The sequence below is a fragment of the Faucicola sp. SE7633 genome (assembly GCF_059264685.1).
Genome location: NZ_JCADBW010000020.1, coordinates 13,189 through 40,120 on the forward strand (window position 1 = coordinate 13,189; position 26,932 = coordinate 40,120).

General features: G+C 46.5%; 24 protein-coding genes, 1 tRNA gene and 1 CRISPR repeat array. Of the genes, 7 read left to right on the plus strand and 18 right to left on the minus strand.

The genetic code is table 11. The features are described 5' to 3' along the window. Nucleotides 1–118: 118 nt before the first annotated feature. Nucleotides 119–1,255 carry a bifunctional 3,4-dihydroxy-2-butanone-4-phosphate synthase/GTP cyclohydrolase II gene (ribBA, locus tag AC5L4R_RS08060; RefSeq protein WP_494473446.1) on the plus strand — a complete coding sequence of 379 codons (1,137 nt, stop codon included), beginning with the start codon at nucleotides 119–121 and terminating at the stop codon, nucleotides 1,253–1,255. A gap of 75 nt (nucleotides 1,256–1,330) precedes the next feature. On the opposite strand, the gene AC5L4R_RS08065 is transcribed toward ribBA, so the two are convergent. Together AC5L4R_RS08065 and AC5L4R_RS08070 are read right to left on the minus strand one after the other, a co-directional pair. After that, on the minus strand, nucleotides 1,331–1,807 hold the full coding sequence (locus AC5L4R_RS08065) for an acyl-CoA thioesterase (RefSeq protein ID WP_494473445.1): 477 nt from the start codon (nucleotides 1,805–1,807) through the stop codon (nucleotides 1,331–1,333). 29 nt (nucleotides 1,808–1,836) lie between these two features. Beyond that, the gene (locus tag AC5L4R_RS08070; RefSeq protein ID WP_494473444.1) at nucleotides 1,837–2,796 is read right to left on the minus strand and encodes an acyl-CoA thioesterase; all 960 of its coding nucleotides are present in this window, start codon (nucleotides 2,794–2,796) and stop codon (nucleotides 1,837–1,839) included. Nucleotides 2,797–3,064: 268 nt separating this feature from the next. Between AC5L4R_RS08070 and plsB the strand changes: the two genes are divergently transcribed. After that, nucleotides 3,065–5,935, plus strand: a complete 2,871-nt coding sequence (plsB, locus tag AC5L4R_RS08075; RefSeq protein WP_494473443.1) for a glycerol-3-phosphate 1-O-acyltransferase PlsB — start codon at nucleotides 3,065–3,067, stop codon at nucleotides 5,933–5,935. Between the two features lie 118 nt (nucleotides 5,936–6,053). Here the strand turns inward: plsB and AC5L4R_RS08080 are convergent, their stop codons facing one another. From AC5L4R_RS08080 to AC5L4R_RS08090, 3 genes are all read right to left on the minus strand, one after another. Beyond that, nucleotides 6,054–6,623 (minus strand): YecA/YgfB family protein, encoded by a 570-nt coding sequence (locus AC5L4R_RS08080; protein ID WP_494473442.1) that lies wholly within the window; start codon nucleotides 6,621–6,623, stop codon nucleotides 6,054–6,056. Nucleotides 6,624–6,714: 91 nt separating this feature from the next. Beyond that, nucleotides 6,715–6,924 carry a PA3496 family putative envelope integrity protein gene (locus AC5L4R_RS08085; protein ID WP_494473441.1) on the minus strand — a complete coding sequence of 70 codons (210 nt, stop codon included), beginning with the start codon at nucleotides 6,922–6,924 and terminating at the stop codon, nucleotides 6,715–6,717. 211 nt (nucleotides 6,925–7,135) lie between these two features. Next, on the minus strand, nucleotides 7,136–8,551 hold the full coding sequence (locus AC5L4R_RS08090) for a hypothetical protein (RefSeq protein WP_494473440.1): 1,416 nt from the start codon (nucleotides 8,549–8,551) through the stop codon (nucleotides 7,136–7,138). Nucleotides 8,552–8,667: 116 nt separating this feature from the next. On the opposite strand from AC5L4R_RS08090, the gene serB reads away from it, so the two are divergent. Further along, entirely contained in the window at nucleotides 8,668–9,723 is a 1,056-nt protein-coding gene (gene serB, locus AC5L4R_RS08095) for a phosphoserine phosphatase SerB (protein WP_494473439.1), read from the plus strand. A 60-nt stretch (nucleotides 9,724–9,783) separates the two neighbouring features. After that, nucleotides 9,784–10,635: a shikimate dehydrogenase gene (gene aroE, locus AC5L4R_RS08100; RefSeq protein ID WP_494473438.1), complete on the plus strand. Its 852-nt coding sequence runs from the start codon at nucleotides 9,784–9,786 to the stop codon at nucleotides 10,633–10,635. Between the two features lie 89 nt (nucleotides 10,636–10,724). Here aroE and AC5L4R_RS08105 read toward each other — a convergent pair whose 3' ends face one another. The 3 genes from AC5L4R_RS08105 to AC5L4R_RS08115 all read right to left on the minus strand — a co-directional run bounded on the left by AC5L4R_RS08105 (nucleotide 10,725) and on the right by AC5L4R_RS08115 (nucleotide 14,261). Next, nucleotides 10,725–12,182 carry an anion permease gene (locus AC5L4R_RS08105; RefSeq protein ID WP_290004197.1) on the minus strand — a complete coding sequence of 486 codons (1,458 nt, stop codon included), beginning with the start codon at nucleotides 12,180–12,182 and terminating at the stop codon, nucleotides 10,725–10,727. Nucleotides 12,183–12,637: 455 nt separating this feature from the next. Beyond that, entirely contained in the window at nucleotides 12,638–13,861 is a 1,224-nt protein-coding gene (ppk2, locus tag AC5L4R_RS08110; RefSeq protein WP_494473437.1) for a polyphosphate kinase 2, read from the minus strand. 55 nt (nucleotides 13,862–13,916) lie between these two features. Beyond that, nucleotides 13,917–14,261 carry an NGG1p interacting factor NIF3 gene (locus tag AC5L4R_RS08115; protein ID WP_494473436.1) on the minus strand — a complete coding sequence of 115 codons (345 nt, stop codon included), beginning with the start codon at nucleotides 14,259–14,261 and terminating at the stop codon, nucleotides 13,917–13,919. Nucleotides 14,262–14,441: 180 nt separating this feature from the next. On the opposite strand from AC5L4R_RS08115, the gene AC5L4R_RS08120 reads away from it, so the two are divergent. Continuing rightward, a tRNA-Val gene (locus AC5L4R_RS08120) sits at nucleotides 14,442–14,518 on the plus strand. Nucleotides 14,519–14,800: 282 nt separating this feature from the next. Beyond that, nucleotides 14,801–15,880: direct repeats of the CRISPR family, unit length 32 nt; unit sequence GTTTCAATCCACGCACCCGTGTGGGGTGCGAA. Nucleotides 15,881–16,146: 266 nt separating this feature from the next. Here the strand turns inward: AC5L4R_RS08120 and cas2 are convergent. The 7 genes from cas2 to cas3 form a co-directional block, all read right to left on the minus strand. After that, nucleotides 16,147–16,482, minus strand: coding sequence for a CRISPR-associated endonuclease Cas2 (gene cas2 / locus AC5L4R_RS08125; protein ID WP_353891993.1), 336 nt, complete (start codon nucleotides 16,480–16,482; stop codon nucleotides 16,147–16,149). Further along, entirely contained in the window at nucleotides 16,460–17,491 is a 1,032-nt protein-coding gene (cas1c, locus tag AC5L4R_RS08130; protein ID WP_067236065.1) for a type I-C CRISPR-associated endonuclease Cas1c, read from the minus strand. The genes cas2 and cas1c overlap by 23 nt, the downstream gene beginning before the upstream one ends. Nucleotides 17,492–17,509: 18 nt before the next feature. Next, nucleotides 17,510–18,154, minus strand: coding sequence for a CRISPR-associated protein Cas4 (gene cas4, locus AC5L4R_RS08135; RefSeq protein WP_067236174.1), 645 nt, complete (start codon nucleotides 18,152–18,154; stop codon nucleotides 17,510–17,512). Nucleotides 18,155–18,218: 64 nt separating this feature from the next. Then, nucleotides 18,219–19,097 (minus strand): type I-C CRISPR-associated protein Cas7/Csd2, encoded by an 879-nt coding sequence (gene cas7c / locus AC5L4R_RS08140; protein ID WP_494473435.1) that lies wholly within the window; start codon nucleotides 19,095–19,097, stop codon nucleotides 18,219–18,221. Between the two features lie 38 nt (nucleotides 19,098–19,135). Further along, on the minus strand, nucleotides 19,136–21,157 hold the full coding sequence (gene cas8c / locus AC5L4R_RS08145) for a type I-C CRISPR-associated protein Cas8c/Csd1 (RefSeq protein ID WP_494473434.1): 2,022 nt from the start codon (nucleotides 21,155–21,157) through the stop codon (nucleotides 19,136–19,138). Beyond that, the gene (cas5c, locus tag AC5L4R_RS08150) at nucleotides 21,154–21,894 is read right to left on the minus strand and encodes a type I-C CRISPR-associated protein Cas5c (protein ID WP_395143044.1); all 741 of its coding nucleotides are present in this window, start codon (nucleotides 21,892–21,894) and stop codon (nucleotides 21,154–21,156) included. The genes cas8c and cas5c overlap by 4 nt, the downstream gene beginning before the upstream one ends. 9 nt (nucleotides 21,895–21,903) lie before the next feature. Next, the gene (gene cas3, locus AC5L4R_RS08155) at nucleotides 21,904–24,435 is read right to left on the minus strand and encodes a CRISPR-associated helicase Cas3' (protein ID WP_494473433.1); all 2,532 of its coding nucleotides are present in this window, start codon (nucleotides 24,433–24,435) and stop codon (nucleotides 21,904–21,906) included. A 219-nt stretch (nucleotides 24,436–24,654) separates the two neighbouring features. On the opposite strand from cas3, the gene AC5L4R_RS08160 reads away from it, so the two are divergent. Continuing rightward, nucleotides 24,655–24,843 carry a transposase gene (locus AC5L4R_RS08160; protein ID WP_172799090.1) on the plus strand — a complete coding sequence of 63 codons (189 nt, stop codon included), beginning with the start codon at nucleotides 24,655–24,657 and terminating at the stop codon, nucleotides 24,841–24,843. On the opposite strand, the gene AC5L4R_RS08165 is transcribed toward AC5L4R_RS08160, so the two are convergent. Continuing rightward, nucleotides 24,795–25,575, minus strand: a protein-coding gene (locus tag AC5L4R_RS08165) for an IS5 family transposase (protein ID WP_494478040.1) whose coding sequence is annotated in 2 segments (ribosomal slippage) — nucleotides 24,795–25,328 and nucleotides 25,330–25,575 — 780 coding nt in all. Because the reading frame shifts where the segments join, the coding sequence is not laid out codon by codon here. The genes AC5L4R_RS08160 and AC5L4R_RS08165 overlap by 49 nt on opposite strands. Nucleotides 25,576–25,618: 43 nt before the next feature. On the opposite strand from AC5L4R_RS08165, the gene AC5L4R_RS08170 reads away from it, so the two are divergent. Next, nucleotides 25,619–26,083: a TauD/TfdA family dioxygenase gene (locus AC5L4R_RS08170; protein WP_494473432.1), complete on the plus strand. Its 465-nt coding sequence runs from the start codon at nucleotides 25,619–25,621 to the stop codon at nucleotides 26,081–26,083. On the opposite strand, the gene AC5L4R_RS08175 is transcribed toward AC5L4R_RS08170, so the two are convergent. After that, complete coding sequence (locus AC5L4R_RS08175) at nucleotides 26,052–26,570, minus strand: IS630 family transposase (protein ID WP_494473150.1); 519 nt, start codon at nucleotides 26,568–26,570, stop codon at nucleotides 26,052–26,054. The genes AC5L4R_RS08170 and AC5L4R_RS08175 overlap by 32 nt on opposite strands. Before the next feature lie 20 nt (nucleotides 26,571–26,590). Next, on the minus strand, nucleotides 26,591–26,932 hold a 342-nt coding region (locus AC5L4R_RS08180), incomplete at its 5' end, for a helix-turn-helix domain-containing protein (protein ID WP_494478039.1).

A 26,932-nucleotide genomic window follows, 5' to 3' on the forward strand; every position in this document is an offset into this window, starting at 1 on the left:
CAACTTTGCCCCTGCGACGCGCGCCAATTCGTTCTATAATAATCGCTAAATTTAAACGATTTTCATTTATCCCATTGGGTGTTAGCCAACATTTAAACAGTTTAAAAACAGGTGACGTATGGCTCTTGACAGTATTTCTGCAATCATCGATGACATCAAAAACGGCAAAATGGTCATTTTGATGGACGATGAAGACCGCGAAAACGAAGGCGATTTGATCATGGCGGCAACGCATGTGCGCCCCGATGATATCAATTTTATGATCACCCACGCGCGCGGCTTGGTGTGCTTGACGCTGACCGAAGCGCGTTGCCGTCAGCTTGATTTGCCGTTGATGAGTGACAAAAACGGTGCTAAATTTAGCACCAATTTTACCTTGTCGATTGAGGCGGCAGAAGGCGTGACCACGGGCATCTCGGCGGCTGACCGCGCACGCACCGTGCAAGCGGCGGTATCGGCAACCGCTAAGCCGTCAGACATCGTCAGCCCTGGGCATATTTTTCCCATCATGGCGCAAAAAGGCGGCGTGTTGCACCGCGCAGGCCATACCGAGGCAGGCTGTGATTTGGCGCGGCTGGCAGGGCTTGAGCCTGCGGCGGTGATTGTTGAAATCATCAACCCCGATGGCACGATGGCGCGGCGCGATGATTTGGAAAAATTTGCCGCCGAACACGGTATCAAAATCGGTACGATTGCCGATTTGATTAACTACCGCATTACCCACGAAAAAACGGTAGAGCAGGTGGCAAGTTTTGCCCTCAATACCGAGTTTGGTGAGTTTACCGCATACCGTTTTGCCGAATTGGGCTCGGCAGATACGCACTTGGCACTGGTCAAAGGCGACCCACGGGCAGGTGTCTCAACCGTGCGTGTGCACACGCTGCAGGCACTGCGCGATTTGTTTGGCGTACAAAGCACGACAGGCGGTGGACAATGGGACGTGCACAACGCCTTACAAGCCATTCAAGACGCGCCGCAAGGGGTGTTTGTTTGGATTGGTGGACAGTCGTCATTGGATTTGGGCGACGCGCTTGACCGTTTCACCGAAAGCCAATCGGCAACCGCCAGCCAAAACCAACCAACGCAAAACCAACAACCGCCACAAGCCTACCGCAGCATTGGCGTGGGCGCGCAGATTTTGCGCCATTTGGGCGTGCGCGATATGCGTTTGCTGTCATCGCCAACGCGGTTTAACGCGCTATCAGGTTTTGGCTTAAATGTGGTCGAAAATGTGGCAAGTCCGCAGAATTTATAATTTTTTGGTGATACTGCCACCAACAAACAAGCCCAAACGCTAAAGATTTGGGCTTGTTTTGGGTGACTATTGCGCCTAAGCTTGTTTGGGTGCTTGGTAGTACTGCATCAAATCACGGCGTTCATCATCGCTAATCGGGCGTTTTTGTCCGTTGCTATCAACAAACACCAACACGCTTTCGGCCGTGGCAACGACGTCTTGCTGCGCTTGGCTGACATAATGGTACGAATACGTCATGCTGGTAGTGCCAATGTGGGTGATGCGAATGCCAATCGCCAACGTATCGGGAAACACCACAGGGCGGATAAAACGGCACGATGACGCGACAACCACGGTGGTATTGTACTGGTTGAACATGCCCAGTAGCTGCAACAAATACACGCGTGCGCGTTGGGCATAGTCATAGTACACGACGTTATTGACGTGATGAAACGCATCCATATCGCCCCAATCGACAACTTGCGGATAGATGACCTCATAGTCTTGTAGCGCAGGGTGGCCTAAGGTTTGCTCGGTCAGTGTTTGGTCGGGGATGGTGTGGTGGGTGGTCATATCGTCCTTGTCCTTTTGGTCGTTGTGTGTCATTTATCCGTATGCAGGCGCATCAAGCCTTCTTGCTGTACGCTGGCAACTAACGTGCCATGTTGCCACAGTTGTCCATGATTGAGGCTTTTGGCACTAAAGCTGTTGTCGCTCCACATATCGTACAGCAGCCAATCGTTTAAATCAAATGGGCGATGAAAGTGCATACTGTGGTCAATACTCGCCGCCTGCAAGCCTTTGGTCAAAAAGCTAATCCCGTGCGGCATCAGCCCCGTGCCAACCAAATAAAAGTCCGAACAAAACGCCAACAACGCCTGCTGAATCTGTACCGATTGCGTGCCAAGCTGCGGAATACGTAGCCAGTTGGCTTGTTTGGGCGGCATGGGCGTGGGGTGAATCGGGTCACGCGGTGTGACGGGCTTAATCTCGACGTGGCGGCGGCGCATATAACGCGCCTTAAGCGCGTCGGGAATTTTGCCAACCACGCGGTCTTTGATTTGCTGCTCAGTCAAAAGCGTATCGGGCGGCGGATAGCTTGGCATCGCGCTGTGATAATCAAGCCCTGCCTCAAGCGGCGAAAACGATGCCATCATCGAAAAAATCACCGTCGGGCGTTGGTCATCGTCATACTGCTGGGCGGTGACGCGCCGTGCCGACAAGCTGCGGCCATCGCGCACGGTTTCCACCTGATAGTACACAGGGCGGCGCACATCGCCGCCGCGCAAAAAATAACCATGCAGCGAATGACACGGCTTGTCGTGGTCGACCGTATGACTGGCCGCCATCAACGCTTGCCCAAGCACCTGCCCACCAAAAATCCGTGCCCCAACATAGTCATAACTTTGCCCAACAAATCCGCCTGCCGCACCCGTCGGCACCAGCGTTAAGGTCTCAAGCAACTGCGCGACCAACGCGCGATAATCGGCATCTGTCGGTGGGGCGCTACCCGTGTCAGGCGAATTGGACGAGGGGCAATGGGGGGCGGTGGGCTCAAGCATGGCAGATTCTTTTCACAGTCAAAATAAACAACGGTTGCTCACAGGGGACAAACCATCACGACAACACAACGCGCACCAATCAACAAGCGCTGTGGCTATTATACAAACACGTTAAATTTTGTGCTATATGGTTTAGAAATTTAGCATTTTGTGGCATGATAAAGCCATTTGTATCTTGCCTTGGTAAGCCGCACGTTTGCTAACGGCTTATTTTTATTCATAAAACCAAAAACAAGCGATGGACTTTGACCAATCGCGGGACGTACCTATGCCAATCAAACGCCCAAATCGCCCACACATCCACCCGTCTGCCAACAAAAAAACCGCCCTAACCCAACCCATAACCGACAAAATAAACCCATGGCTCAAACAAGCCTACCGCCGCTTGTCGGGTAATCTGCTTGGGCTGGCTGTCAAGCCGCAGCTGATTGGCGAGCTACCAACCGACACCACCGCGCCCGCCCAAATAGACCAAACCGCGGTAAATGCGCTAACCGATGTGCCGCAACCTATCATCTCTGCTGCCGATGGCGTATTAACATTTTATGTCCTCAAAGAATACTCACGCAGCAACAGTATTTTGATTGATTTGGTCATTGACCGTGAGACCAAACAACAAGGCTTGCCGCCTGCGCTGGCGGATGTGATTGACGATGCGCACGGCATCCGCGAAACCTCAGCCATGGTGTTTTTACACCACTACCGCCATCAGCACATCACCACCTCACCGCGTTTGTTGCGGCTGATTACCGCCGTTTTGTCGCACCCAACGCTCAATGTACGCTTGATTCCTGTGACAATTTTGTGGGGACGCGCGCCTGAAAAAGAGGACTCGCTGTTTAACCTTTTGACCGCCGATGAATGGCAAGTGCCCAGTATTGGCAAACAGTTGTTTAATATTGGCATCAAAGGGCGTGACACGTTTGTTGAATTTCACCCTGCGATGGATTTGCGCACGCTGCTCAACACCCAACAAGCCGCGCCACAGACGATGAGCGCGCCCAACCGCCCACCCCACCAAACCCTAGCCAGTGACAGCACAGACACCACCCAAGCGCAATTTGCGGTGACTTCCACGGCATTGATTTCACAAGCGGCCGCCATTGACAGCCTAGCACGTATGGTGCAGACGCGCTTGCAGGTGTATCTTGACCAACAGCAAGCGGCGATTTTGGGCCCTGATTTGTCTGACCGTCGCAATGTGGTTGATAAGCTACTGTACTCACCTGCCGTGCAGCACGCCATCGAGCAAGACAGCCAAGCCAACCAGCGCAGCACTGCTGAGAGCCGCCAACTGGCGCGTGGCTATCTCAATGAAATCGCCAGCGACTATTCGCACGCCACAGTGCGCTTTTTGGAGCGTTTTTTGACGTGGCTGTGGACGCAGCTGTATGATGGCGTGGAGGTGCAGCATTTTGAGCGCGTGCGCGCGCTGGCGGTGGATTATGAAATTGTCTATGTGCCGTGCCATCGCAGCCACATGGATTATCTGCTGCTGTCGTATCTGATTTTTAACCGTGGCTTGCGTGTGCCGTACATCGCGGCAGGGGATAATCTGAATATCCCGATTTTGGGACAAATCCTCAAAAATGGCGGTGCGTTTTTTATGCGGCGTACGTTTAAGGATAATCCGCTGTATGGTGCGGTGTTTCGTGAATATATGCATAGCATTTTGGTGCGCGGCACGCCGCTTGAGTACTTTATCGAGGGTGGGCGTTCGCGCTCAGGCCGACTATTGCCACCCAAAAAAGGTATGCTTGCCATGACGGTGCAAAGCCATTTGCGTGAGGCAGGCAAGCCAATTGTGTTTATGCCGACTTATATCGGCTATGAGCGCATCATGGAGGGCGGTACTTACGTTGGCGAGCTGCAAGGTAAACCCAAAGAGCGCGAATCACTGCTCGGCTTACTCAAGGCAGCGCGTAAAATTGAGCGAATTTTTGGCACGGTGCATGTCAGCTTTGGCCAGCCGCTATTTTTGGCGGATTTTATGCAAAAATATGACGTTGCGCCTAACAGTCTGCCACACGATCGCACCGACGCGCCCATGCCTGCCAATGCCATGCACATGATTGACAATTTAAGCGTCAAAATCATGCAGGGCATCAACCGCGCGGTGGTGATTAATCCCGTGTCGCTGCTGTCATTGGTGCTACTTGACACACCGCATGGGGCATTGGATGAACAAAGCTGTCTTGAGCAGCTTGCACTGTATCAACGCATTGCCGAGCGGCTACCGTATGACGATGACGCTTCTGTCACCGCTGACACCCCCCAAGCCATCATCGATTATGGCATTCGGCTACAACTCGTTGAGCGCACACCACATGTGCTGGGTGATTTGATTCGCATCTCAGACGGACAAGCCGCGCTGCTCAGCTATTTTCGTAACAATATCCTGCACGTGTATATTCTGCCCTCGCTGTGCGCGTGTTTGATTGAGCGCAATGGCAGCATGACGTATGCCGACATTGAGCGCGTCGTCGGTGTGATGTATCCATTTTTGCAAGCCGAATTGTTTTTAAAATACCCGTCGCGTGAGCTTGCGACCACGCTGCGGCAGCATTTGGCGGTATTGGCAGATGAAGGGCTGATTGTCATGCAGCCAGCACACGCGCCCTCACCTGCCCAGCCAACGCTGATTGACTTCACGGCCATCGACGCGCAAACCCGTTTTGTCCCACCTGCGCCCAATACACGCCGCTACCAGCAGCTTGCGGTCCTTGCCAATGCTGTCGAGGCAAGCCTTGAGCGTTATTTTATGATTTTGGCGTTACTAAGCCAACAAGGCTCGGGCAAGCTGACCAAAGCGCAAACGGCGGATTTGGGCTATCTGCTGGGGCAACGCGTGTCCGCGCTGTATGAAGACGGTATGCCCGATTTTTTTGACCGTGCGCTGTTTAGCAGCTTTTTGGACGCGCTTGAACGCCTAGGCTATATCACGCTGTCGGCAGATGATTTGATTGAGTTTGATACACGCATGGATGACATGGCGCAAAGTGCAGGCTTTATTTTAAAACTTGACGTGCTGCACATTTTGCGCCAGCTTGCCGCGCTTGAGGAGGGTGAGGTACAAGCCACCCTACAAGCCATGCAGGCCAAAAAATCCAAAAAAGGCAAAAAATCTGCCCGTAAATAAGCTAAAGCCCATAGCCTAACAACCTGCCAAAAAACAACGCGATTATCCACCGATAGCCGCGTTGTTTTGTATTGGGTTTTTGGTAATGGGCTGGTTTGTGGCTGGTTTGTGGCTTGGGTTAATCGTTGGTATGAAACAACAAATACAACTCAACCAGATTTTTTTCCATCGCCGCTGCCATTTGGCGCACGGTGTCTTGGTCTTGCAACAACGCCTGCATGTCGTGCTGCTCATCGTCAATACCGCTAAATAGCACCATCGGCAAGGTCAGCATAGCAACGTCTTCTTCGGTATCGGCATCGGCAAACCAGTCATCCGCTTCATTGTCGCTGGCATACATGGCATCGACAAAACCCACCGACCACTCTGCCAACGCGGTTTCATCCAAATCAAAGTCATCTGCGTCCATCAGCTCGTCTAGCTCATCGATGTCAAACGGCAGCTCAAGGATGTTGTCTTCTTGCAACACGGCTTGCAGCTCGGTGCGCCATTCGTCAATCGCGGCCAGCACATCGGGCGAGACTTGCGCCTCATGCCCTTCAAACAACAACGCTTGCCAGTTTGCCAGCGGTTTACCGACCAGTGTCGCGGTCAAAAAGCCGTGGGTTGCCAACGCGCTTAGCCCAAATTCGTTGGCATCGCTGTCCAAATACTCAATTAAATCGTCAAATTCCATCGTTGTTCTCACTTATTTTGCATGACGGGTGGTTGGGTTCAAGGGTTGCGGTTATTGTCAGTACGGCACAGCGCGGTATGCTTGCCGTGGCGTGGTCATCTAATCAGTCATCTAAATCGTCTAGGTCATCAAAGTCATCAAACGTGTCTTTGAGTGAGCGTTGGAGGCGTTTTTCCTCCAGCAGGCTGTCAATCAAGCGGCGTTTTTCTAGGCTGCTGCGCTTGCCAACCGCGTCGTCATCGACCAGTCGCGCGTCATCGTCATCATCAAAGTTGTCATCTTCAAAGCTGTCGTCTAAATCGGTGCTTGCCATGCTTGCCCTCGTTGTGTGGTGAAGGAATTGCTTGCGAATGTTGGGGATGGTTTTGGACACGGCGGCTGACCGTGCCAATCAGTGATTGCTGTTTTGCCTTATAAGTGCTTTTGGGCAAATTGTCAAGGGCAGACGCGCATTTTTTCTCAAATAAAATTTGCCCAAATAAAATAAGCCAGCAAAACCACCTGCTTGGTTTCATCCGCTGCGCTTAGTGCTCGCCATGACTGGTCAAAATGGCATCGCGTTGATGAATCAGCGCTTGCATGATGTCAGCGGTCAAGCCTTGATAGAACGCGGCTTCGCGCTCGGCGGGTGTGGTCGGCTGGCGCAAGTTTTCTAGGCGTACACTGCTATTTAGCGGCCGCAAGAGCGGCGCTGCAAATAGCACCAACAGCGCGTTGGCTTTGCTGCGTTTGGCAAGCACGCGCGCAAGGTCAGCTTGTTGGTCATCGCTTGTTGCGCCCACGCACACAGGTAGGGCAAAACGCGACAATTCGCGGTGTTTTTCATATACCACTTGGCTTAGCATGATAAACAGCTTGCCAATCAGCACGCTTGCCAATGCCAGTTGGCGTGTATCGCCTGTCAGCTGTAGCGTCGCGCCGTTTTGGTCAAACGTGCCAACCTCGCTGATATGCACGCGGTTGGCATAGCGGCGCAAAGCGCCTTTGGACGGGTTAAAGCTATCAATCGTGCGTTGTAGTAGGGCTTGGCATAGCGCAAAGTATGGCGTAGCCACTTCGGGCGCGAGGCGGTCAAGCAGGTTGAATTCATCATAAAATTGCAGCAAGATAACAGCCTGCCCGTGCATGGGGTCAGCACCAAAGCCGCTGGCACTTATCGCCACTGTGGGGGCAGGCGCTGACGCTTTGGGCTGGGCTTCGGTCTGGGCTTCTGGCAAGCTGGTATCTGTGCCAGCCTCGCTGGCTTGGGTTTGGGCTTTTGTCTCAGACTGGGGGCTACGCTTTGCGTTGAGGTAGTCTTGGATGGTTTTGCCACCGTGCGGGCTGTCGTCTGTTGGTTGCTCGCCATCGTCCGCGGCATGAACAGGCGCGTACACGGTGGTGGCTGCCCCATTAGACAAGCGGCGTGCCAGTGCCATTTTTTGTTGCACACGCTCACCGATTTGCGCCAGTTGGGCGGCGGTTGGACGTGCAACATAGCCATAAATCAGCCACAAAAATCCGTGTAGCACCGCCGATGCCAGCACAAACGGCCATTGATGGGCGATGAGCTCACCTTTGGACACCGCTTTCATGGTCAAGTTGGCATAGCCCAATACTTGGCTGTTGGCGATAATTGGCTGCTCGATGACTTGCCCTGTATCGGCTTGGGCTTGCCCCGTTTGCACCAACACGTGCTTGCTTGGGTCAGTAATCACCATACGTGCGACATCGGGGTCAATTTGATAGCGATTGGCCAACACGCTTAGGCTGATGCGGTCTTGGTTGCCCAAGGCGGTAATCGTCTCTTGGCTCAGCTGCTGGACGATTTGCTCTGCTTTTGCGCTGCGTGCGTCGTATTGTTGTTTTTCACTGCTGAACATCAGCGCGACCAAATGTAAACAAAAGCTGATTAACAAAATAACCGCAAAAATACCTTGACGTGGGGCTAATTGATTCATAGGTGTGCTAAACTGGCAAACTCAACAGGAAAAACGGCAATCGACAAGACGCCAACAGGCGCAAATCGGCTTACATTATCAGCCTTATTGGCTGGGCAAACAAGGGGCAAAGTGGTATGACAACGAATTATTTCTCCAATTATCTGGCAGGTGGGCGGCAGACGTGGGCGCATTGGTTGGCAAACGACGCACACGCGGATGGCGCAGACCATTGGCTTTTGACCATCAGCGCGGCAAAACTTGAGCTTGGGCTACTGGCGCATATCGGCATGGCTTTGACCCAACTTGGCTCAGCGGTGCGCGTGCTGGCGCAGCACACCGCGGTGGATGAGCACGCATGGCGTGACAATGCCACCCTTGCCGCCCACGAGCAAGTTAGCCCCGTGACATGCGTGCAATGGCTGCTAGCAGGCATCAGCGACCGCACCGCGCACACCCTGCCTGCATCGCTTAAAGTCGCATTTGCCGACCAACGCTTTGCCAATTTAGACATCAACATCATGCCGCTATCAACGTGGCAACGCGCGCACAAATTGGCGCTGTTTGACATGGACTCAACCTTGATTGAGCAAGAGGTCATCGTCGAGCTGGCAAAACGCGCAGGCATTGGCGAACAGGTCAATGCCATCACCGAAGCCGCCATGCGCGGTGAGATCGACTTTAATGAGAGCTTCACGCGGCGCGTGGCACTGCTTGATGGCTTGCCTGCGACGGTGATTGATGACATTATCGCGCAGGATATCACCTTAAGCCGTGGCGGTAAACGGCTGATTGGCACGCTTAAGGCCCACGGCTATCACACCGTGTTGGTGTCGGGCGGATTTTTGCCATTTGCCCGCCATGTGCAGGCACAGCTTGGGCTTGACGAGGTGTATGCCAACGCGCTTGATGTGCAAGACGGTAAAATCCGTGGCGAGGTTGTCGCACCGATTGTCGATGGCGCGCGCAAAGCCCAAATTTTGCAAGAAGCCGCGGCGCGGTTGGCGATTTCAACCAGCCAAGTGGTCGCGGTGGGCGATGGCGCGAATGACTTGCCCATGCTTGCCACCGCCGATGTTGGCATTGCCTATCATGCCAAGCCTGTCGTGCGTGCGCAAGCTGATTATGCCATCAATCACAGCGGCTTAGATGGTGTATTGCCACTGCTTGGTTTGCCTGTGGTCGCGCCTTGATTGTCCATTGCTTGATAGTTAAAACATTTTACCTATGGCCTAGCAAACATCTATTTACCTATGACCCAGCAAACATCTACGCCAAACTTACATTGTATCGTCATCGGCAACCCGATCGCCCATAGCCAATCGCCTGCCTTACACCACGCATTTGCCGCCCAAACGGGCGTTGCCCTGCGCTATCAACGCCAGTTATGCCCCGTGGATGAAGCAAGTTTTGTTGCTGTGATAGAGGCGTTTTTTGCAGGCGGTGGCACGGGTGCAAATGTCACTGTACCATTTAAACAAACCGCGTTTGACTTGGTGCAAGCGCGCGGCACGGTGTCGCAAGCCGCGCAAGCGGCACGCGCGGTCAATACACTGGCATGGCAAGATGGGGCATTGTATGGCGACAACACCGACGGGCGCGGGCTTATCAATCACATGCGTGAATTGGGCTGGGATGTGGCAGGGCAAACGGTGCTGATTTTGGGCGCAGGTGGCGCGACGCGTGGTGTCGTGTGGGCATTGCTGGATGCAGGCGCGGCGTGGGTTCACATTGCCAATCGCACGCCTGCCAAAGCGCAAGCCATCGTGGCGGATTTTGCCTCAGCCCCCCTACCTGCCAAACTCACCGCGTCAGGGCTGTTTGATGTACCGCACCGCCCGTTTGATTTGGTGATTAATGCCACGTCCAGCGCCTTGACGGCCGAGCAAGACGCACCATTACCGTTTGACAGTCAGCTTCGCGCCCAAAAGGCGTATGATTTGATGTATGGCAAACCGTCGCGGTTTTTGCAGTTTTTTGCCGCGCATGGCGCGCAGACCAGTGATGGCTTGGGCATGCTGATTCATCAAGGCGCACTAAGTTTTACTTTATGGACAGGGCAACCCGTGGATTTGGCGGCGTTGGGCAATCCGTTTGCTCATTAAACCTGCTTATCCAATAGGCAGCAAAACTAGCAGAAAAAAATAGGCAAAATTCAACCGATTTTGCCCATTTGGCTAAAAATTTAGCAAGCTTAGTAATAGCCCATCAGCTTCCACCATGCCAAGCCAACCACCAGCCAAATCACTGAATTGACCACACTCATGACAAACCCTGTCTTCCACCACTCGCCCAACGTGGCAAAGCCCGAACCATAAATCACGGGTGCGGTGCCTGTGGCGTAATGCGTCAAGCTCATCATCAAGTTGCCCGCCGCTGCCAAAATCAGCGCATACAGCATGGGCGGCGCGCCCAACGCAATACCCACACCATAAAACGCGGCAAACATCGCCGTGATGTGCGCGGTGGTACTGGCAAACATGTAATGCGTGTACAGATATACCAACGTCAAAATGGTACACGCACCGACCCAGCCTAGCCCCAAATGCCCAATGCCTGTTTTAATCACATTGGCAAGCCAATCAATCAAGCCCAATTTGCTCAAAAACGTCGCCATCATGACCAGCGCGGCAAACCACACAATCGTATCCCATGCCGATTTTTGCTTAAGCACGTCATCCCATGTCAAAACGCCTGTCAAAAGCAGCGCCGATAAGCCAATAAACGCCGTTGTGGTGGCATCGACCTTCCATGCATCACCCAAAATCATCGCAGGCACGTTTGCCCACAGCAGCAGCAACAACGCGAACACACCGAGCATGATTTTTTCATCACGGTGGATTTTGCCCAATTCCTTAAGGTTTTCGTGCGCGTATTCGGGCGCGTTGGGCGTGGCTTTGAGCTCAGGTGGGCACAGCTTATAAATCACCAACGGCATAACCAACAAACACGCAATACCTGGCACAAACATCGCCACCGCCCATGTCGTCCATGATAGCTGTACCTGCTGCCCTGTCGCCTCGCCGACCAGTTTGACCACCAACGGGTTGGGCGCGGTCGCGGTGATAAACATGCCTGAGGTAATCGGGTTGGCGTTGTAATTGACCAGTGCCAAATACCGTCCGACTTTGTTTTGCGTGCCGTCCTCAACATCAGAGCCCAGCGCGTGCGAAATCGAGCGCATAATCGGGTGGATAATCCCACCGCCGCGTGCGGTATTTGAAGGCGTGATCGGCGCAAGCACAAGTTCTGCCAGCGTCAGCGCGTAACCAATGCCAAGCGTTTTTTTGCCAAACAGCGAAATAAAATAATAGCCAATGCGCGCGCCCAGCCCTGTTTTGGTCAAACCGTACGAAATCATCACCGCAATACCAATCAGCCAAATCAGCGGATTAGAAAAGCTTGACAGCGCATCTTTGAGTGCGTCGGCAGGCTTGTCGTTGGTCACACCCGTGATGGCAACCAGTGCAATGGCGATAATCGACAACGCACCAAGCGGCATGGCTTTGCCGATAATCGCCGCAATCGTACCGACAAACAACGCCAACAAATGCCACGCCTCAGGCTTGACACCAGTAGGCACAGGGACGACAAACCAAATCAGTAACGTGATGGCAACCGCAATCGCCATCGGGATGGGCGCAAAACCAATCGGGTATTTGTTTGGATTGGGATTGGTCTTAGGTTGGTTGATATTAGAGTTTTTGTTGTTAGGATTGTGATCGCTGGGTGCCGCGTTGGTTTGGTTTGGTGTTGCAGCTTGTGTGTTGTTGGGTGGGTTGGATTTGCCCATATCGTTTGGCGGTGGGTTTGGTATGGTCATGGTGCACCTTTTTTTTGGATAAACAATTATTGGATAACATCAATCAATGGCATAGTTTGTTTAAATTTTTGTCTTGCCAAAAAGCCGATTCAAAAATCCCCTATGCAAATATGGGTATCAATCTTATTATCCCTTTTAGTTTATTAATTTTCAAACATTTCATCAAAAATTCATCAATTTGGCTTCAAGGTAAGCCATTTGTTTTGAATACTTTTGCATCCCAAAAAAACGCCGCTTATCGGGCAAGCGGCGTTTGTGCATGCTATATTATTCCAATCATTCGGTTATTTTTTTTTGTCTTTGTCAGCCATTGGTGCATTGAGCGTCAAGTCGTTTTTTTCATCTTTTTCATACAACGCACCTGCACGCCCAACAATCAACGGATCTACTGAGCCGACGACGCTTGTGTCTTTGTTGTCATAGGGGATTTTGTTGAGCACATAGCGCATGGCATTGAGGCGTGCGCGTTTTTTGTCGTCGGATTTGATGACAATCCACGGTGATTCTGCGCTGTCGGTGTTGTAAAACATCGCTTCTTTTGCCAGTGTGTAGTCATCCCATTTGTCCAATGAGGCTTTGTCAATCGGTGACAGCTTCCATTGCTTGAGTGGGTGCGCCTCACGCTCGGCAAAGCGGCGGCGTTGCTCAGCTTGGCTGACCGAAAACCACAGTTTAATCAAATAGATACCTGAGCTAATCAGGTGCTTTTCAAATTCGGGCACTTGCTCCATAAAGCGTTGGTATTGCTCATCGGTACAAAAGCCCATCACGCGCTCAACGCCTGCGCGGTTGTACCAGCTGCGGTCAAACAGCACGATTTCGCCTTTGGTGGGCAAGTGCGCGACATAACGCTGAAAATACCACTGCCCTTGTTCTTGCTCGGTGGGTTTTTCTAGCGCGACGACTTTGGCACCGCGTGGGTTTAAGTGCTCCATGAAACGCTTGATGGTGCCGCCTTTGCCTGCTGCGTCACGCCCTTCAAACAAGATCACGATTCTTTGCCCTGTTTGGCGTACCCAACGCTGCATTTTGAGTAGCTCAACTTGTAACTGGTATTTTTGCGCCTCATAATTTTTGCGTGACATGCGGTTTTTGTACGGATAGCCCCCTTCGCGCCAGTTGGGGGCAAGCTCGTCGTCTTTGTCGTATTTGGGTTTGGCTTTGTCCGTACTACCATCGTCGTGATCTGTGTCTTGCTCGGCTGAGGCTTGTTCAGCTAGGGCTTGGTTAAGCAAGGTTTGTACGGTGCTGATTTCATCGACTGACATGCCGTCAATCAAGGCTTGTAGGCGTTGTTGCTTGGTGGCAATCGCATCGGGGTTCAGTGTGTCATCGGCGGCGGCACTAGCAAGGGCGTTTTTCTTGATGTATGCTTTGGTTTCGGCGCGTTCTTGTTCAATGCGCTGCTCAAGCGTTTGGCTGTCGGTGGTATAGTCTTGGTCAATGGTTTCGGTAGTTTCAAGGCTATTTTGTGTCTCTTGCGTACGGGTTGGTTTTTTTGTTGCCATAAGCTCCCCCTTGGGCTGAATATTTAGGTTCGATGTTTGCGGTTAAACTGTTTATCTAATCAAAATCTGCCAAATCCACCAAAGCGACGACCTCAAACGCAGGCGTTTCATACGGATGCGCAGATTTTAGCGCGGTAATACAGGCGCGAACATGCGCGGCATCGACCAATACCTCGACGCGCCATTCAGGCACTTGCGTGAGCTCATCGGTATTGCCGATGTATGCTTGATTGCCTGCCAATGGGCGAAATTGTCCCTGCCCAAGTACCTGCCAACAGCAGTCGGCGTAGTTGCCTAACCTGCCTGCCCCTACGGCAAACAACGCGGTTTTGACGGCCTCAACATGTGAGTCTGGCACAAAGGTGATGAGTTTGTAAAACTTAGGTTTGGCGTTTGACATGATTGGATGATTAATCGTGTGATTGTTATTTAGCTAAATTTAAATTGGCTAAACCATCATATCATCTTAGCAAACTTTGTAGCAAAAAAGATATTGCAAAATCTATTCGTGTCGTAAAGATTGAAGCATAAAAATTACTTGCGTTTGTGCATGGTTATGCTATAATTCGTTCCCACATTTAGGCATATAGCTCAGTTGGTTAGAGCACCACCTTGACATGGTGGGGGTCGTTGGTTCGAGTCCAATTATGCCTACCAGTTTTTAAAAGCCCCAGTCAGTCGATTGAGGCTTTTTTATTGCAGTGAGATCAAGGGTTTGAGCGATTTTTAGTGGTTGAAAATTTTGACCACTTTTCTGATTTTGGGCACATAAAAATCATTAAAAATTTTTGTGTGCCCATTTTGTGCCCAAATTGTGCCTTGGTTATTTTTTAAGCAGGTCGAATTTGACACCCACCCAAAAATACTTAAGCTAGAACTTTCATCTCATAAATATGCGTTACAACTAGTAGGGCGCTATTAGATTTGACACAAAATTAAGTTTCAATCCACGCACCCGTGTGAGGTGCGAAGCACATAAGCTGCGTGTCCACGCCGTTAATTTTGTTTCAATCCACGCACCCGTGTGGGGTGCGAATATATGGCGCACTGGTAACTAGCAGGGAGGAGCAATGTTTCAATCCACGCACCCGTGTGGGGTGCGAATCACCGCCAATTTTGCCGCCGCTAAATAGCAGGTGTTTCAATCCACGCACCCGTGTGGGGTGCGAAATATTTATCAATGGCTTACAACTTATCATCAGAGTTTCAATCCACGCACCCGTGTGGGGTGCGAACTATAAGAGCTCAACGGGCAAACAGCGTGGGCAGTTTCAATCCACGCACCCGTGTGGGGTGCGAACGGGCTTACCTGCAATTTGATTTTTGCCTTTCAGTTTCAATCCACGCACCCGTGTGGGGTGCGAATAAAATGGCAGACATCAACCAACCCAACTGGAGTTTCAATCCACGCACCCGTGTGGGGTGCGAATTTGCCAAAAACCGTGCAATCTCGGCAGGCGTGCCGTTTCAATCCACGCACCCGTGTGGGGTGCGAACCCACCCCCATTGCAAGGCTAATCGCATTGGTGTTTCAATCCACGCACCCGTGTGGGGTGCGAATAACAAACTAGTCGTTACCAAATCACCCCACACCGTTTCAATCCACGCACCCGTGTGGGGTGCGAATTCGACTGCTAAGGCTAGAGGCGAGTTCGGACGTTTCAATCCACGCACCCGTGTGGGGTGCGAACGCCTGCATTGACCCAGCTGCCGTCATCTTTTTTGTTTCAATCCACGCACCCGTGTGGGGTGCGAAGCCTGCAAATGCATCACCACATTCAACATACAACGTTTCAATCCACGCACCCGTGTGGGGTGCGAATATTTGTATGTACCGTGCTTGATAGGCTCGGCAGTTTCAATCCACGCACCCGTGTGGGGTGCGAAATAGATGCCACATTAGATGACATCTATGGAGGTGTTTCAATCCACGCACCCGTGTGGGGTGCGAAAGTACATGGCTTTGAAACGCATTGTAATATTTGCTGTTTCAATCCACGCACCCGTGTGGGGTGCGAAAGCCCACCTTTTAACTTATTCACTTTACAGCTAAAAAAACGCTGATTTTGCGAATGATTAAAAGATAAGCGAAATTTGGCTAGAATTGACCTAACCAAATCTTTACAATAAGCGAATAAATTATTTAAAATCATATTGTTACATAATAGTGCGAATGTTCTAGCAAAAATATGAGAGCTTAGGGTTCGCACCCGTATTCCCCCATTTTTTGCCTTTTCACCAAAGATGACCTTATAACAGTCTATCTTTATACCAAAGGATAACTTTTAAAACAATAGCATATCATTTAAATCAATGACGGGTTTTGCCCCAATATGCTCAACTTTATGTTTCCAATTTTTGCCCAAATAATAATAGCGTAAACTATCTGTATCTTTGTTAATAATACTTTCAAGTTTGGATTTTAAAATTGTCCATTGAGCAGGGCCAACTTCGATTTCAAAGACCGAATACTGCACTCGTTGTCCATAATTTTGGCATTGCCGAGCCACATGACGCAAGCGTTTGGCACTTGTTTCATCTTGGGTACTGACATCGTAAGTCACTAACACCATCATGATTTTTTCCTTTATTTTATTTTTATTTCCATAAAAATGGTACATAGCTATCAATATCGCCACGAATATGACGTGCCATAATGGTTGCTTGTAAATGAGGCAAAAGCCCAAATGGCACCGTTTCTTCAAACCAATCATGATAAAGCGTTTGTTGTTTGCGGTCATGCCACGCCTTTAAAAATAACTGTCGGGCTTCATCTTTTAATGTTACTGCTCCATTATCGAGGGTGGTAAAATCCTTTTTAGCAAATTGCTTTTTATTGATTAATGACAACACAAAACGGTCAAGCATGGGACGAAACTCTTCGACCAAATCTAAAGCAAGGCTGGGGCGACCGGCGCGCAGTTGATGGAAAAAACCACTACTTGGATCAAGCCCAACGGTTTCTAGCGCGCTGCGGCATTCATGAGTCATTAGTGTATAGACAAATGACAATAACGCATTAACTGGATCGGTTGGCGGATTACGAGTACGTTTCGTGAAGGTGAAATCAGCATTTCGGATAAAATGGGGAAAAACCGCAAAATATTCGCTTGCCATTTCGCCTTCCCGTCCCAAAAGTTCGGCATTATTTTGAGTTTGAGCTACTCGATTTAAGCCAAGTTCTAGATATTTTTGGGCTTTATCTAAACGGGATTGGCTATCTGCATCCAAGCTGTCTTTATAATCCCGCAAATATCGACGAATGACTTGACGATGATTAAAGACTTTTGCCAGAATCATGGTCTGACTAATCACTAAACTTCGCTCGCTGTCATCGCTAATGCGATATTGTTCACGGCGAAGCAGTACATTGCCACTGACTGCCCCTTCAACACGGGCTTGAAATTTGCCAAATTGATTTAAGAATGTGATGGTAATGCCGTTTGCGGTACAATGAGCCATTAATGCTGGCGACAGCGATACTTGTCCAAAACATACAATCCCGTCAATTTTGTGAATCGGTACTCGCCCTTTGATTTCTCGCTCGACATTCATGACGATGTTTTCGCCATCTTTGTTGAGCCATGCGTTTTGGGTTTGGACATATAGGGTATTTTTAAGCGGTCGCATTGTTTATTCTTTATTGGGTTATTCTTTATCGTTTAGGTCTCGTGTTAGGCTTTGGTTTAATTGTTTGGTAAACCATACTTTGGCATTTTTGTTGAAAATTTTGGGATGACAAAGCTCATTAAGTGAGCAGTTTCGGCATTTGGCGGTGCTGTGCTCAGGTTTTGGGGTAATACCTGTTTGAATAATTTGCTGGCATTCTTTGATGGCATTAAGTGTTAAATCTCGCAAGGCTTGGTCAAAGGCCACCACTTGGCGACGACGGGTTTTGCCATAAAATAATGCCCCTTCGGGAACGGTACAACCGTGCATATCTTCTAGGCAGAGTGCTTGAGCCATAAGCTGCACCTGATCCGCTCGGTGTGATTTTGGTTTACCCCGCTTATATTCAATGGGATAGGGAATCACAGAGCCGTCCGTTTGGCGATGATATTCGACCACATCAGCCACGCCTTCAAGTTCAAGGGTATGATGCCCCAATGGCAGGGTGCGAACGGTGCGGATGTCGCCACGAGTTTCGTTTTCGCCACTATTGACTCGCTCGTGCATGATTTGCCCTTCGGCGGTAAGCCTATTTTCTGCCCATTGGTCTTCTAGCTCAATAAGAGCAAATTGACGTGGGCAGAATAAATAATGCTGCAGGCGGGATAGGTATAGGGTGGACATTTTAAGCTCGTAAAGCCATTTAAACACCGTTTAAATGGCTAAAAATATCATTTATAGTTGTAAATTAGAAACCTTCAAGAAGCTGTGGTTCTAACCCCGCTAATGCCGACTTTAATGCCGATTCATCAAAGTTACCTTTTTCATCAAGTAACTCACGCAAGCTGTTATGAACTTTGGCTGATGAATATTGACCCGATTTGCTGTTATGCTCCCACCAAATCACTTTTTTCACTTGCATACTGCCTTCAGGACGAGCCGATGACGCATCGCCTTCAAACAATTTTACCAAAGTTTCTTTGATTTTTTTGGCATCATCATCACTAAAGCCTGTACGCTCGGCTAATTGTGGGGTAATCGCCCCAAATGTCACATAGACACCTTCATCAACACGGTGTTTCATGCCCATCGTATCGCTACCTTTTTTGCTACCATTGCCTTCACCGCTGACGCTTTTGGTAATTTGGGTGCTGGTAATGTCCACAGGTTCAAGGCTAAAAGCGGATTGAATGGTAACAGGGCCTCGAATTGGAATCGATACACCGTCCGCTCCTTTATCATCGGCTTTGAACGCAAATACTTGTCCAAAGGCACGCACATCAAACCATTTATCACAGGCTAATTTAGCGGTTGCGTCACGTTTGCTTTCTAGATTTTCCCCTTTTTTGGTCTCAAAGGCTTTTTTGCCAAGACCAACATTTTCATCATAAGCACGGTTTTTTAGACTTGTCATGCCGTCATTTTTCTTTTCATCCGATTGGACAAAGATACTTTCGCCCTCTTCTTGCAAACGGTCACGGATTTTACGTTTTAGGCAGACATCGGTAATTTCACCGTTACCTTCAAAGTCAGTACGTGGACGATTGCCGTTGAGTGGGTCACCGTTGGGATTGGCATTTTTGACACTGATGATTAAGGCAAAGTCGATTTTTTTGGTTAAGCTCATGGTAATTTCCTTTTTAAAATTATGTAAATTATGGTTTATTAAGATTCACTAAGACCAGTTGCTTCTAAATCTTCGGGTATGATTTCACCCGATTCATCAACTTGTTCTTTACGAATCCATTTACCTTGCTTTAATTTATGCTCACGCAACCATTTTGATTGCAAGTCATAGCCCAATAAAAAATCAGGGTCAAGGCGTTTATTGCTAGTAAAATCTTCCGATGATTGTAGCGTTGCTTCAATATCTTCAATTAAACGCTTATAAGCAGATTCAAGCGGGGGTATTTTACTGATTAAACGTTTTTGATATGGGGGTAGATATTCGGTGCGTAACGATGTCCACACATGACTAGGTCGTTGGCTAAAACGTTGCATATATTTAAAGGCGTTGGTGGGTCTTCTTGGCTCTTGAGCTAACGACAATGCAAGCTCTTCAATACGATTGGCAACTGCTAATAATCGCCCGAATAGATAGCTTCGATTGGTATTGGTTTCATCTAATTCCACGCTGATACTCCTTTTTTGGTTTCTAATACTATAACCACGATAAATGGCACAAAATACATTAATATCCTGTTGCCAAAGTTTGAGTTTTTCATTGAATGAAATACTATCTGCATCTGCTCTATCGTGATATGGATTTACTGCAATTTGGTAACAAGCATTCATGATATCAGCAGGAAATGGCTGTCTATCAATAATTGAGGGTAGCAGACGTTGATATAACAGTCTTCGTTGCTTTTTGGCAGTTTCAGTACCCTTTCTACCATATAAAGTTTGTGAAAGACGATAAAGGCTAGGAGATAGTGGTTTATATTGAACAACCCCTTTGGTTATAAATGGTGTTTTCCAAGCAAACTGGGTATGCCAGTCAGTCAAACGCTCATAATATTCTTGTGGATTGGTTTGTTTATAATAAGTAACAGCGGCTCGACCTGTGGTTGAAGCAGTAACGGCAATAATAGATAGTTGCTTAACTTCAGATTCACTAAGTTTTTTGTAGTAGCCTAGCAAATAATTACGAGAAGTTAAGCCTGCATCCAACCCTAAATTATTGGCTAAGTTTTTTGATTGAGTAACTTCTTTGGTGGTTTCAAGCGTATTAATATCAAAGTTAAATAAGTTACTCATGTCTTCGGTGGGCTGTATGACAGGCTGTGTTCCCGCCCAAGCCACAATACCCAAGCCATCATTGTTATAGCCTTGACGTTTTAGCAACCAATCGAGTGCCGCATGGGCTTTGTCAGAGAATAATCCGCCAACATTACTAGCTTGATAAACAGAATCTTTGGGAGTGTTTGTAAATTTACCTCTAAATGTAAAATCACTGTCATCATTACAAGAGATTAATTTCGAGCCTGAAGACCCACTTAAAAATCCTTTACTATGTTTAGTAATAATATAGTCTATATTGCCAGAACCATAGCATAGGTCAACTGGTAAATCTAAAGTTGCCTCATAAAAACTTTGCCAACTTTCAATAAGTGTTCTGTTATTAATGTTCCAAGATTCTACAAGTGAGTCACCTGTGGTTGGCTGAATTCGCCACAATACCGTCTGCTTAGGTTTGATTAGTTTGCCATTATTATCAAATATTTTTTTAACTTGGCTATGTTCATGGTTAAATAAATCTGTCAGCACAGTTTTTTTGGTGATGTAAGCGTAAACGGCTGAGACCATGATTTGGCTTGGGTCATATTCATACCATTGCTTCAAACTGTCACTGTATTTATTAAAAGCCTTTTCTTTGTCCTCGCCCGTAAATCTTTCATAATCTCCTGCAATATACTGAAACTCATCACTTAACGCATGGGGGGCTATAGTTGTGCTAGTACGATTTGCAGAATCATTGGTACAAGCAATAAGGCGTTGTTCAGCATTGGGTTTGCCGTTACCATCAACCACAAACTCAGCCATCTTGAAATCACCAAACTCGTTAAGGGTAATAATAATTTCACTGTTTTTAAACATATGATAATAAGGTCGCAATATCGTATCGTTGCTCAAATCCCTTTGGCTTGCTAATTCATAAATATCATATAATTGTTGCAACCAACTCATAGCTTATTCTCCAAGATATCTACAGCTTCTAAATTATCCCCAAGATGAAATTGTTTAGCTGTCATCTTACGCACGAAGCGATTGGGCATACCGTTATTGGCATCATCCATTAGATTATCAGTTGGTTTAGGGAAAGTGATAACACCATATTGCATACTGGCTCGCCAAAATCGGGTATGCAATTCGTCAACACCAATTTCATCGGGATAGGCAAATGAATGAAACATCAAACCATAATCAAGATTATCAATTTCATCATAAAAGCCCTTACCACTACCAAATTCACAGAGTTCAACATAACCTTGGCATTCTCTCGTACCCAAAAAGACGTCTTGTCGCCCGCCCTTTTCGAGCATTCGTTTGGCGATAGCGTAATGTTTGCCATCAATGCGGTCGGCTTCAAGTTCGGGACGGTGTAAGTTCCATTCAAAATGGGCTTCGACTTGATAAGCAACTTGATTTAAGTAGGTATAGTAAGCTAAATCATTACCTAGAGAGTGGTAATATATAGGTTTTACACCTTTGGTCTGAGTGCGAATAGGATTTAAAACACGCACTCTATCGACAAACCAAATTATTGTTGGTTTCCAATATATGCTTTTGCACACGCCTTTTAGAGCTTCATAAGTGGGTATGTGATAGCTCGATTTTTCTCCCCCAATGCGAGTAATTGGGTCAGAAAATAATGCGTTTCTTGACGTTAATAAAAAGCTAATAGAGTTATCTTTTTTGTTCATATAATTTCCTTAAAAAAAAGATGGGGCAGAATAGCTATCACCATCGACATTTAACCCAAATTCTTGGTCATAAAAGCTATCAAATGTTAAAACATAAATCCCTGTGTCCAAAATTTGTTGTCGGCCATTTTTAATAGCTGTCCAATCTTGCTCATACAGATTAATGCTATATTGTTGGGCTTTTTTGACAAGTTGATAAAAATCTTTCGTCACAACTTTAGTAGCGAGTAAATCTTTAATAAGTTCATTTCCATCTTCGCCATATGGAACGATAATAGAATACGTTGGTGCATCAATTGCTTTAAAAGCCCTACCTGCATCCATAAATGATTGCTGTAACATAGGCTTTGTTGTAGGATGTTTTCCTGTGTTGGAAGCGTTATCACTGAGCCAATCTAGAACACTATAGCCACCTGTTCCTTTACTATCAAATTTGTTATTCCCCACATCCACAGGATAGCTCATTTGTCTCTGCAAAGTCTCATGCTGAATAAAATAATTAAAATATTGCTTGATATAATCAGGATGTAAGAGATTTTTTTTACTATTTTCTTTTTTCGCATCAAGCAGAATTAATCTTGTACAATCTTGCCCTACTTTAATCGTTAAGAGTGACCCTAGAGATTCATTGTCAGGATTGACGATAAACACTTGACCCTTAACACTATTACCGTCACTATCGACAAGCTCCCCATTGCGATTACAACGACCTGCAGCTTGGGCAATACTGTCTAAACCTGCCAAAAAACGTATCACACAATTAAAGGATATATCCACCCCTGCTTCAATTAATTGCGTTGAAATCACTAAGGTTGGCAATCCTTGTTTTAACCGTTGCTTAATCTCTGAAACTAATACCTTTCTGTGTTTTGCACATTGACCTGTACTAAGATGGTAAATTTTAAAACCGAACAATTCGTCTTTTAATTGCTTAAATAAGTTTTTTGCCCAAATTTTGGTATTTACAATCACTAAAACACTTTCATATATTTGCAATTTAGTTTTAATGAAATCTGATAATGCTTCAATAGTTTGCCCTTCTGATGTTGTACAATCGTGTACATCAACTCTATCGAGGGTAGTAAACAAATTAGATAAACTTTCGCTGTCACCAATAATTTCATAATCACTCGCAAGTTTTAAACGTCCTTTGTTGGTATGGGGTAGTTTATCTAGAACAGGCTGTGTTGCTGTGCATAGAACAATTGAAGAACGACAAAATTGTGATAAAAAATTAACTGCATTATTGAACAAATAATAACAATTGATAGGTAATGTCTGAATCTCATCGAAAATCAAAACGGCATTGGTCATTTGATGTAATCGCCTAACACCTTTCGTACCACCTCCAAAACAGCTTTCCAAAAACTGTACCATCGTGGTAAACACAATTGGAGCATTCCAATTATCGGCAATTAACTTGCTTTGCCATGTCTGCACGTTTGGTTCAAGATTGGAATGTTGTTCTAACACCCACTCGCCATAATTAGACTGAGTTTCGAGAATTTTTCTTACTCGTTGGGCATTTTGTTCAATAATATTGGTAAAAGGGATGATATAAATGATACGGTCAAGATTATGCTTTTTGGCGTGATTGACTGCAAAACGCAAACTGGCTTCAGTTTTACCACCGCCTGTTGGGACGGTTAAGGTAAAAACCCCTTGATTTAATTGGGATTTTTTAAGGCAGGTTTGAGCAATTTCGTTGCGTTTTTCATTGATAGGATTAAAAGCATTCTGATGGGTTTTAGCAAAATTGGCGTACAGGGTTTCAATGTCATTGATAGCAGTTTGCCAATTCGGTTTTACAAATGTTAATTCATGGGTTTGTTGAGGATATTCAAATGCAATGCTATTACTGCGGTCTGCATCAATTAAGCAACTAAATAGCAGTCTTGTCAAAAAACCTTGATAAAAAGCAGTGATTTTAGGGTTATTCGGTTCAATGAACTTAGCTAAACTCTTGACTTCACTATCCAAGATAGTTGCCACTAACTCTCTAGCATAACCATCAATCTTGCTTGACATAGACTTCTGACATTCTTGAATATGGCTATCCGCTTCCTTTTTTTCTCTTAGTCGTTTATTAAATATAGCATTACCATTCTTATCAAGAATATTAATTAATCCACTATGATGGGAGAATATACAAATAACTAATACTTGCAATAAAATTAAAGCATGAGTTTCTGTAATATTCTTCTGACGTTGATATTCTGCAATAAGATGGGCAACAAATTGTCCGCCTGCGGTTGAGTGGTCGATTTTACCTTTTAAACCTTTGGTATCAACATATTCATCATCAATGTCAGGGTTGAATATGCCTGTTGCAGATTTGATATAAATCTGAAAATCATCACTATATTTACCCAAGTCATGCACTAAGCCAATTAACTCACCGCTTAATGGCAAACCGATTTTATTGGCAAATTGTTTCGCAAGTTCGGCTGTACCTGTTAAATGGTCAAGAAGTGATTGTTTTGCACCATCTGATTTTCTAACATGAGCAATATATTGTTTTTGATTAGGTGATAGTGTCATAGTTAATTAACAAGTTATAATAATTTTGTCGATTATTAAATTACTACCTTTATTCTTTTTTTACAAGTGAACATAAGAATAATACGACTAATAGTGTCGTCTCATTTTTAATAAAACTTATTATTGGTAATATCTATAGTAAGCCCCCGACCATCCCACCTATTTCACCGTAAACTAAAGCGAGATAATATCCATGATTTTCAGTAAATGGACATTAAAATGGCAACCAACAAACCCAGACGCAAGACCTACAGTGACGAATTCAAAGAATTTCTAGTACAAGAAGCCCAAAGCTCAGGGCAGTCTATTGCCAGTATCGCCAGAGACAACGGCATCAACCAGAATCTCTTAGAACCTGTTCACAATCTTTTTAATAACAAAGCGATGAAAGCGAGATTGGTCAATTGAAGGCTCGAATTTAAATGACGCTCACAGTTTTTCCATAGACGTCTATTTTTCTCAAGCCAAGCAAACGAACGTTCTACAACCCATCGCTTTGGTATGACTTTAAACGTATGCAGTTCATCTCTTTTGGCAACTTCTGTGGTAACGGTTTCGCCTAAAAGGGTCTTTACACTATTGGCAAATGGCTCACCTCGATAACCGCCATCAACCATCACATTGTTTACGCGGCTTAATCGTTTGCTATTTTGACGAAGTAACGTTTTAGCACCGTCACGGTCGGTGATATTGACAGTGGTAATACAGATAGCATGCGGCAAGCCTTGGCTGTCTACCGCAATATGACGTTTAATCCCTGATACTTTCTTACCGGCATCATAGCCTTTGTGCTTAGCGGTATCGGTGTTCTTAACACTTTGAGCATCGATGATGATAAAACTGGTTTTGCCCTTACGTTTGTCCTTCTTTCGCGCTTTTTTGACTAATTTTTTTTAAGGCTTGGTCAAGAATGCTGTTGCCTTCTTCGTCAAGTTCGCTCCATTTCTGAAAGTACGAGTGGACGGTGCGCCATTTGGGAAAGTCATGGGGCAGCTGTCGCCATTGGCAACCTGTTTTTAGTACATACAATAACCCACAAAATACGTCATAAAGGTCAACCGTTCTTGGTTTGGTCTTCTTCCGAGCACTTTCTAAAATCGGTCGTATGTGCTCAAATTGTTTTCGGCTAATGTCGCTTATCCTAGCATATTTTTTAATTGTGAACAGGTTTTTACAAGATTTTTTGTCAGATTTAACGGCAATGCATAGCTTAATCAAGCTATTCCCGCAAGCGCGTTTTGCGCATACCCCCGAAAATTTTACTCAATGGCGGCAGGCGCAAATTGATTGTCCTCCTGTGGTGCACCCTATCATCCACACTCACCTTGTCACGGGTAAAAAATTGATTTTTGTCAATGAAGGATTGACTATCAAAATCAATGAATTATCAGATAATCAAAGCAAAGCGTTGTTAAATTTGTTGTTTGCGCACATTGCCAAACCTGAATTTACAGTCAGATGGCATTGGCAAGTCAATGACATCGCATTTTGGGACAATCGTGCCACGCAACATTATGCAACCAACGATTATGGCAACAACGTGCACCGCGTGATGCACCGCGCCACCATTAACGGTGACAAGCCGTTTTATCATTTAAATTATAGTCAAAACCGAATTATACCAAGCAACTTTCAACACATTCCTTAAGCGTATGAAAATTGCTTAGCGTTAAACGAACCTTTTGCTTGATGATTGCCCACAACTGCTCAATTGGATTAAGTTCAGGTGAGTAAGGCGGTAAGTACATCAGTTCAATATTATAAAGTTCGGCAATTTGCTTTAAATCGCCACCATGATGAAATCTAGCATTATCCAACACCAATACACGTTTTGGATAATTACCATTTTCATCTTTTGGCAAAGATTGTGCTAATGTGTGTAGCCAGTTTTCAACTATCACACGGTTACAACCACCTTCAAAGGTAATAGGCGCGATGAGTTTAAACTCATTTAATCGCATAGCTCCCATTAAGTTTAAGCGTTTACCCTTATTGGCATCGATTTTGGCATAACAAGGTTTGCCAATAGGCGACCAACTGTGGGTGTAGTATTGCCTTTGATAAAATCCTGTTTCATCCATAAATAGGATGTTGTCAGCGGTAATGCTCAAGGTTAATAGCAATAAACCTAGCATTAATTTAAACCCAATTTGCTTTAGTAAATCGGCTTGCTTAAAGAGCGGGGTCTTTTTTTAAAACTCCATTTGATTCGACGTAAGGTTTCTAAAAAGGCATTATAAGAAATATCGACATCGGGATGGTCTTTTAAGTACTGTTCTCTAAGCTGTTTTGCGGTGTCGAATTGCTGAGCGTTAACGTAGTCCTCAAAGGCGATTAGGTCAGTGATAATGTGTTTTACGCCAACAGGTGCAAAGGGTTTTGGCTTGGTATTCCCTTGTTCTTGATAGAGCTTTATCCAGTCATTAAGGGTGTTGCGGTTGATTTCAAACAGCCTGGCTGTTTGGCTTTTGTTGCCTGTCTTTTGCCAGTGGTTGAC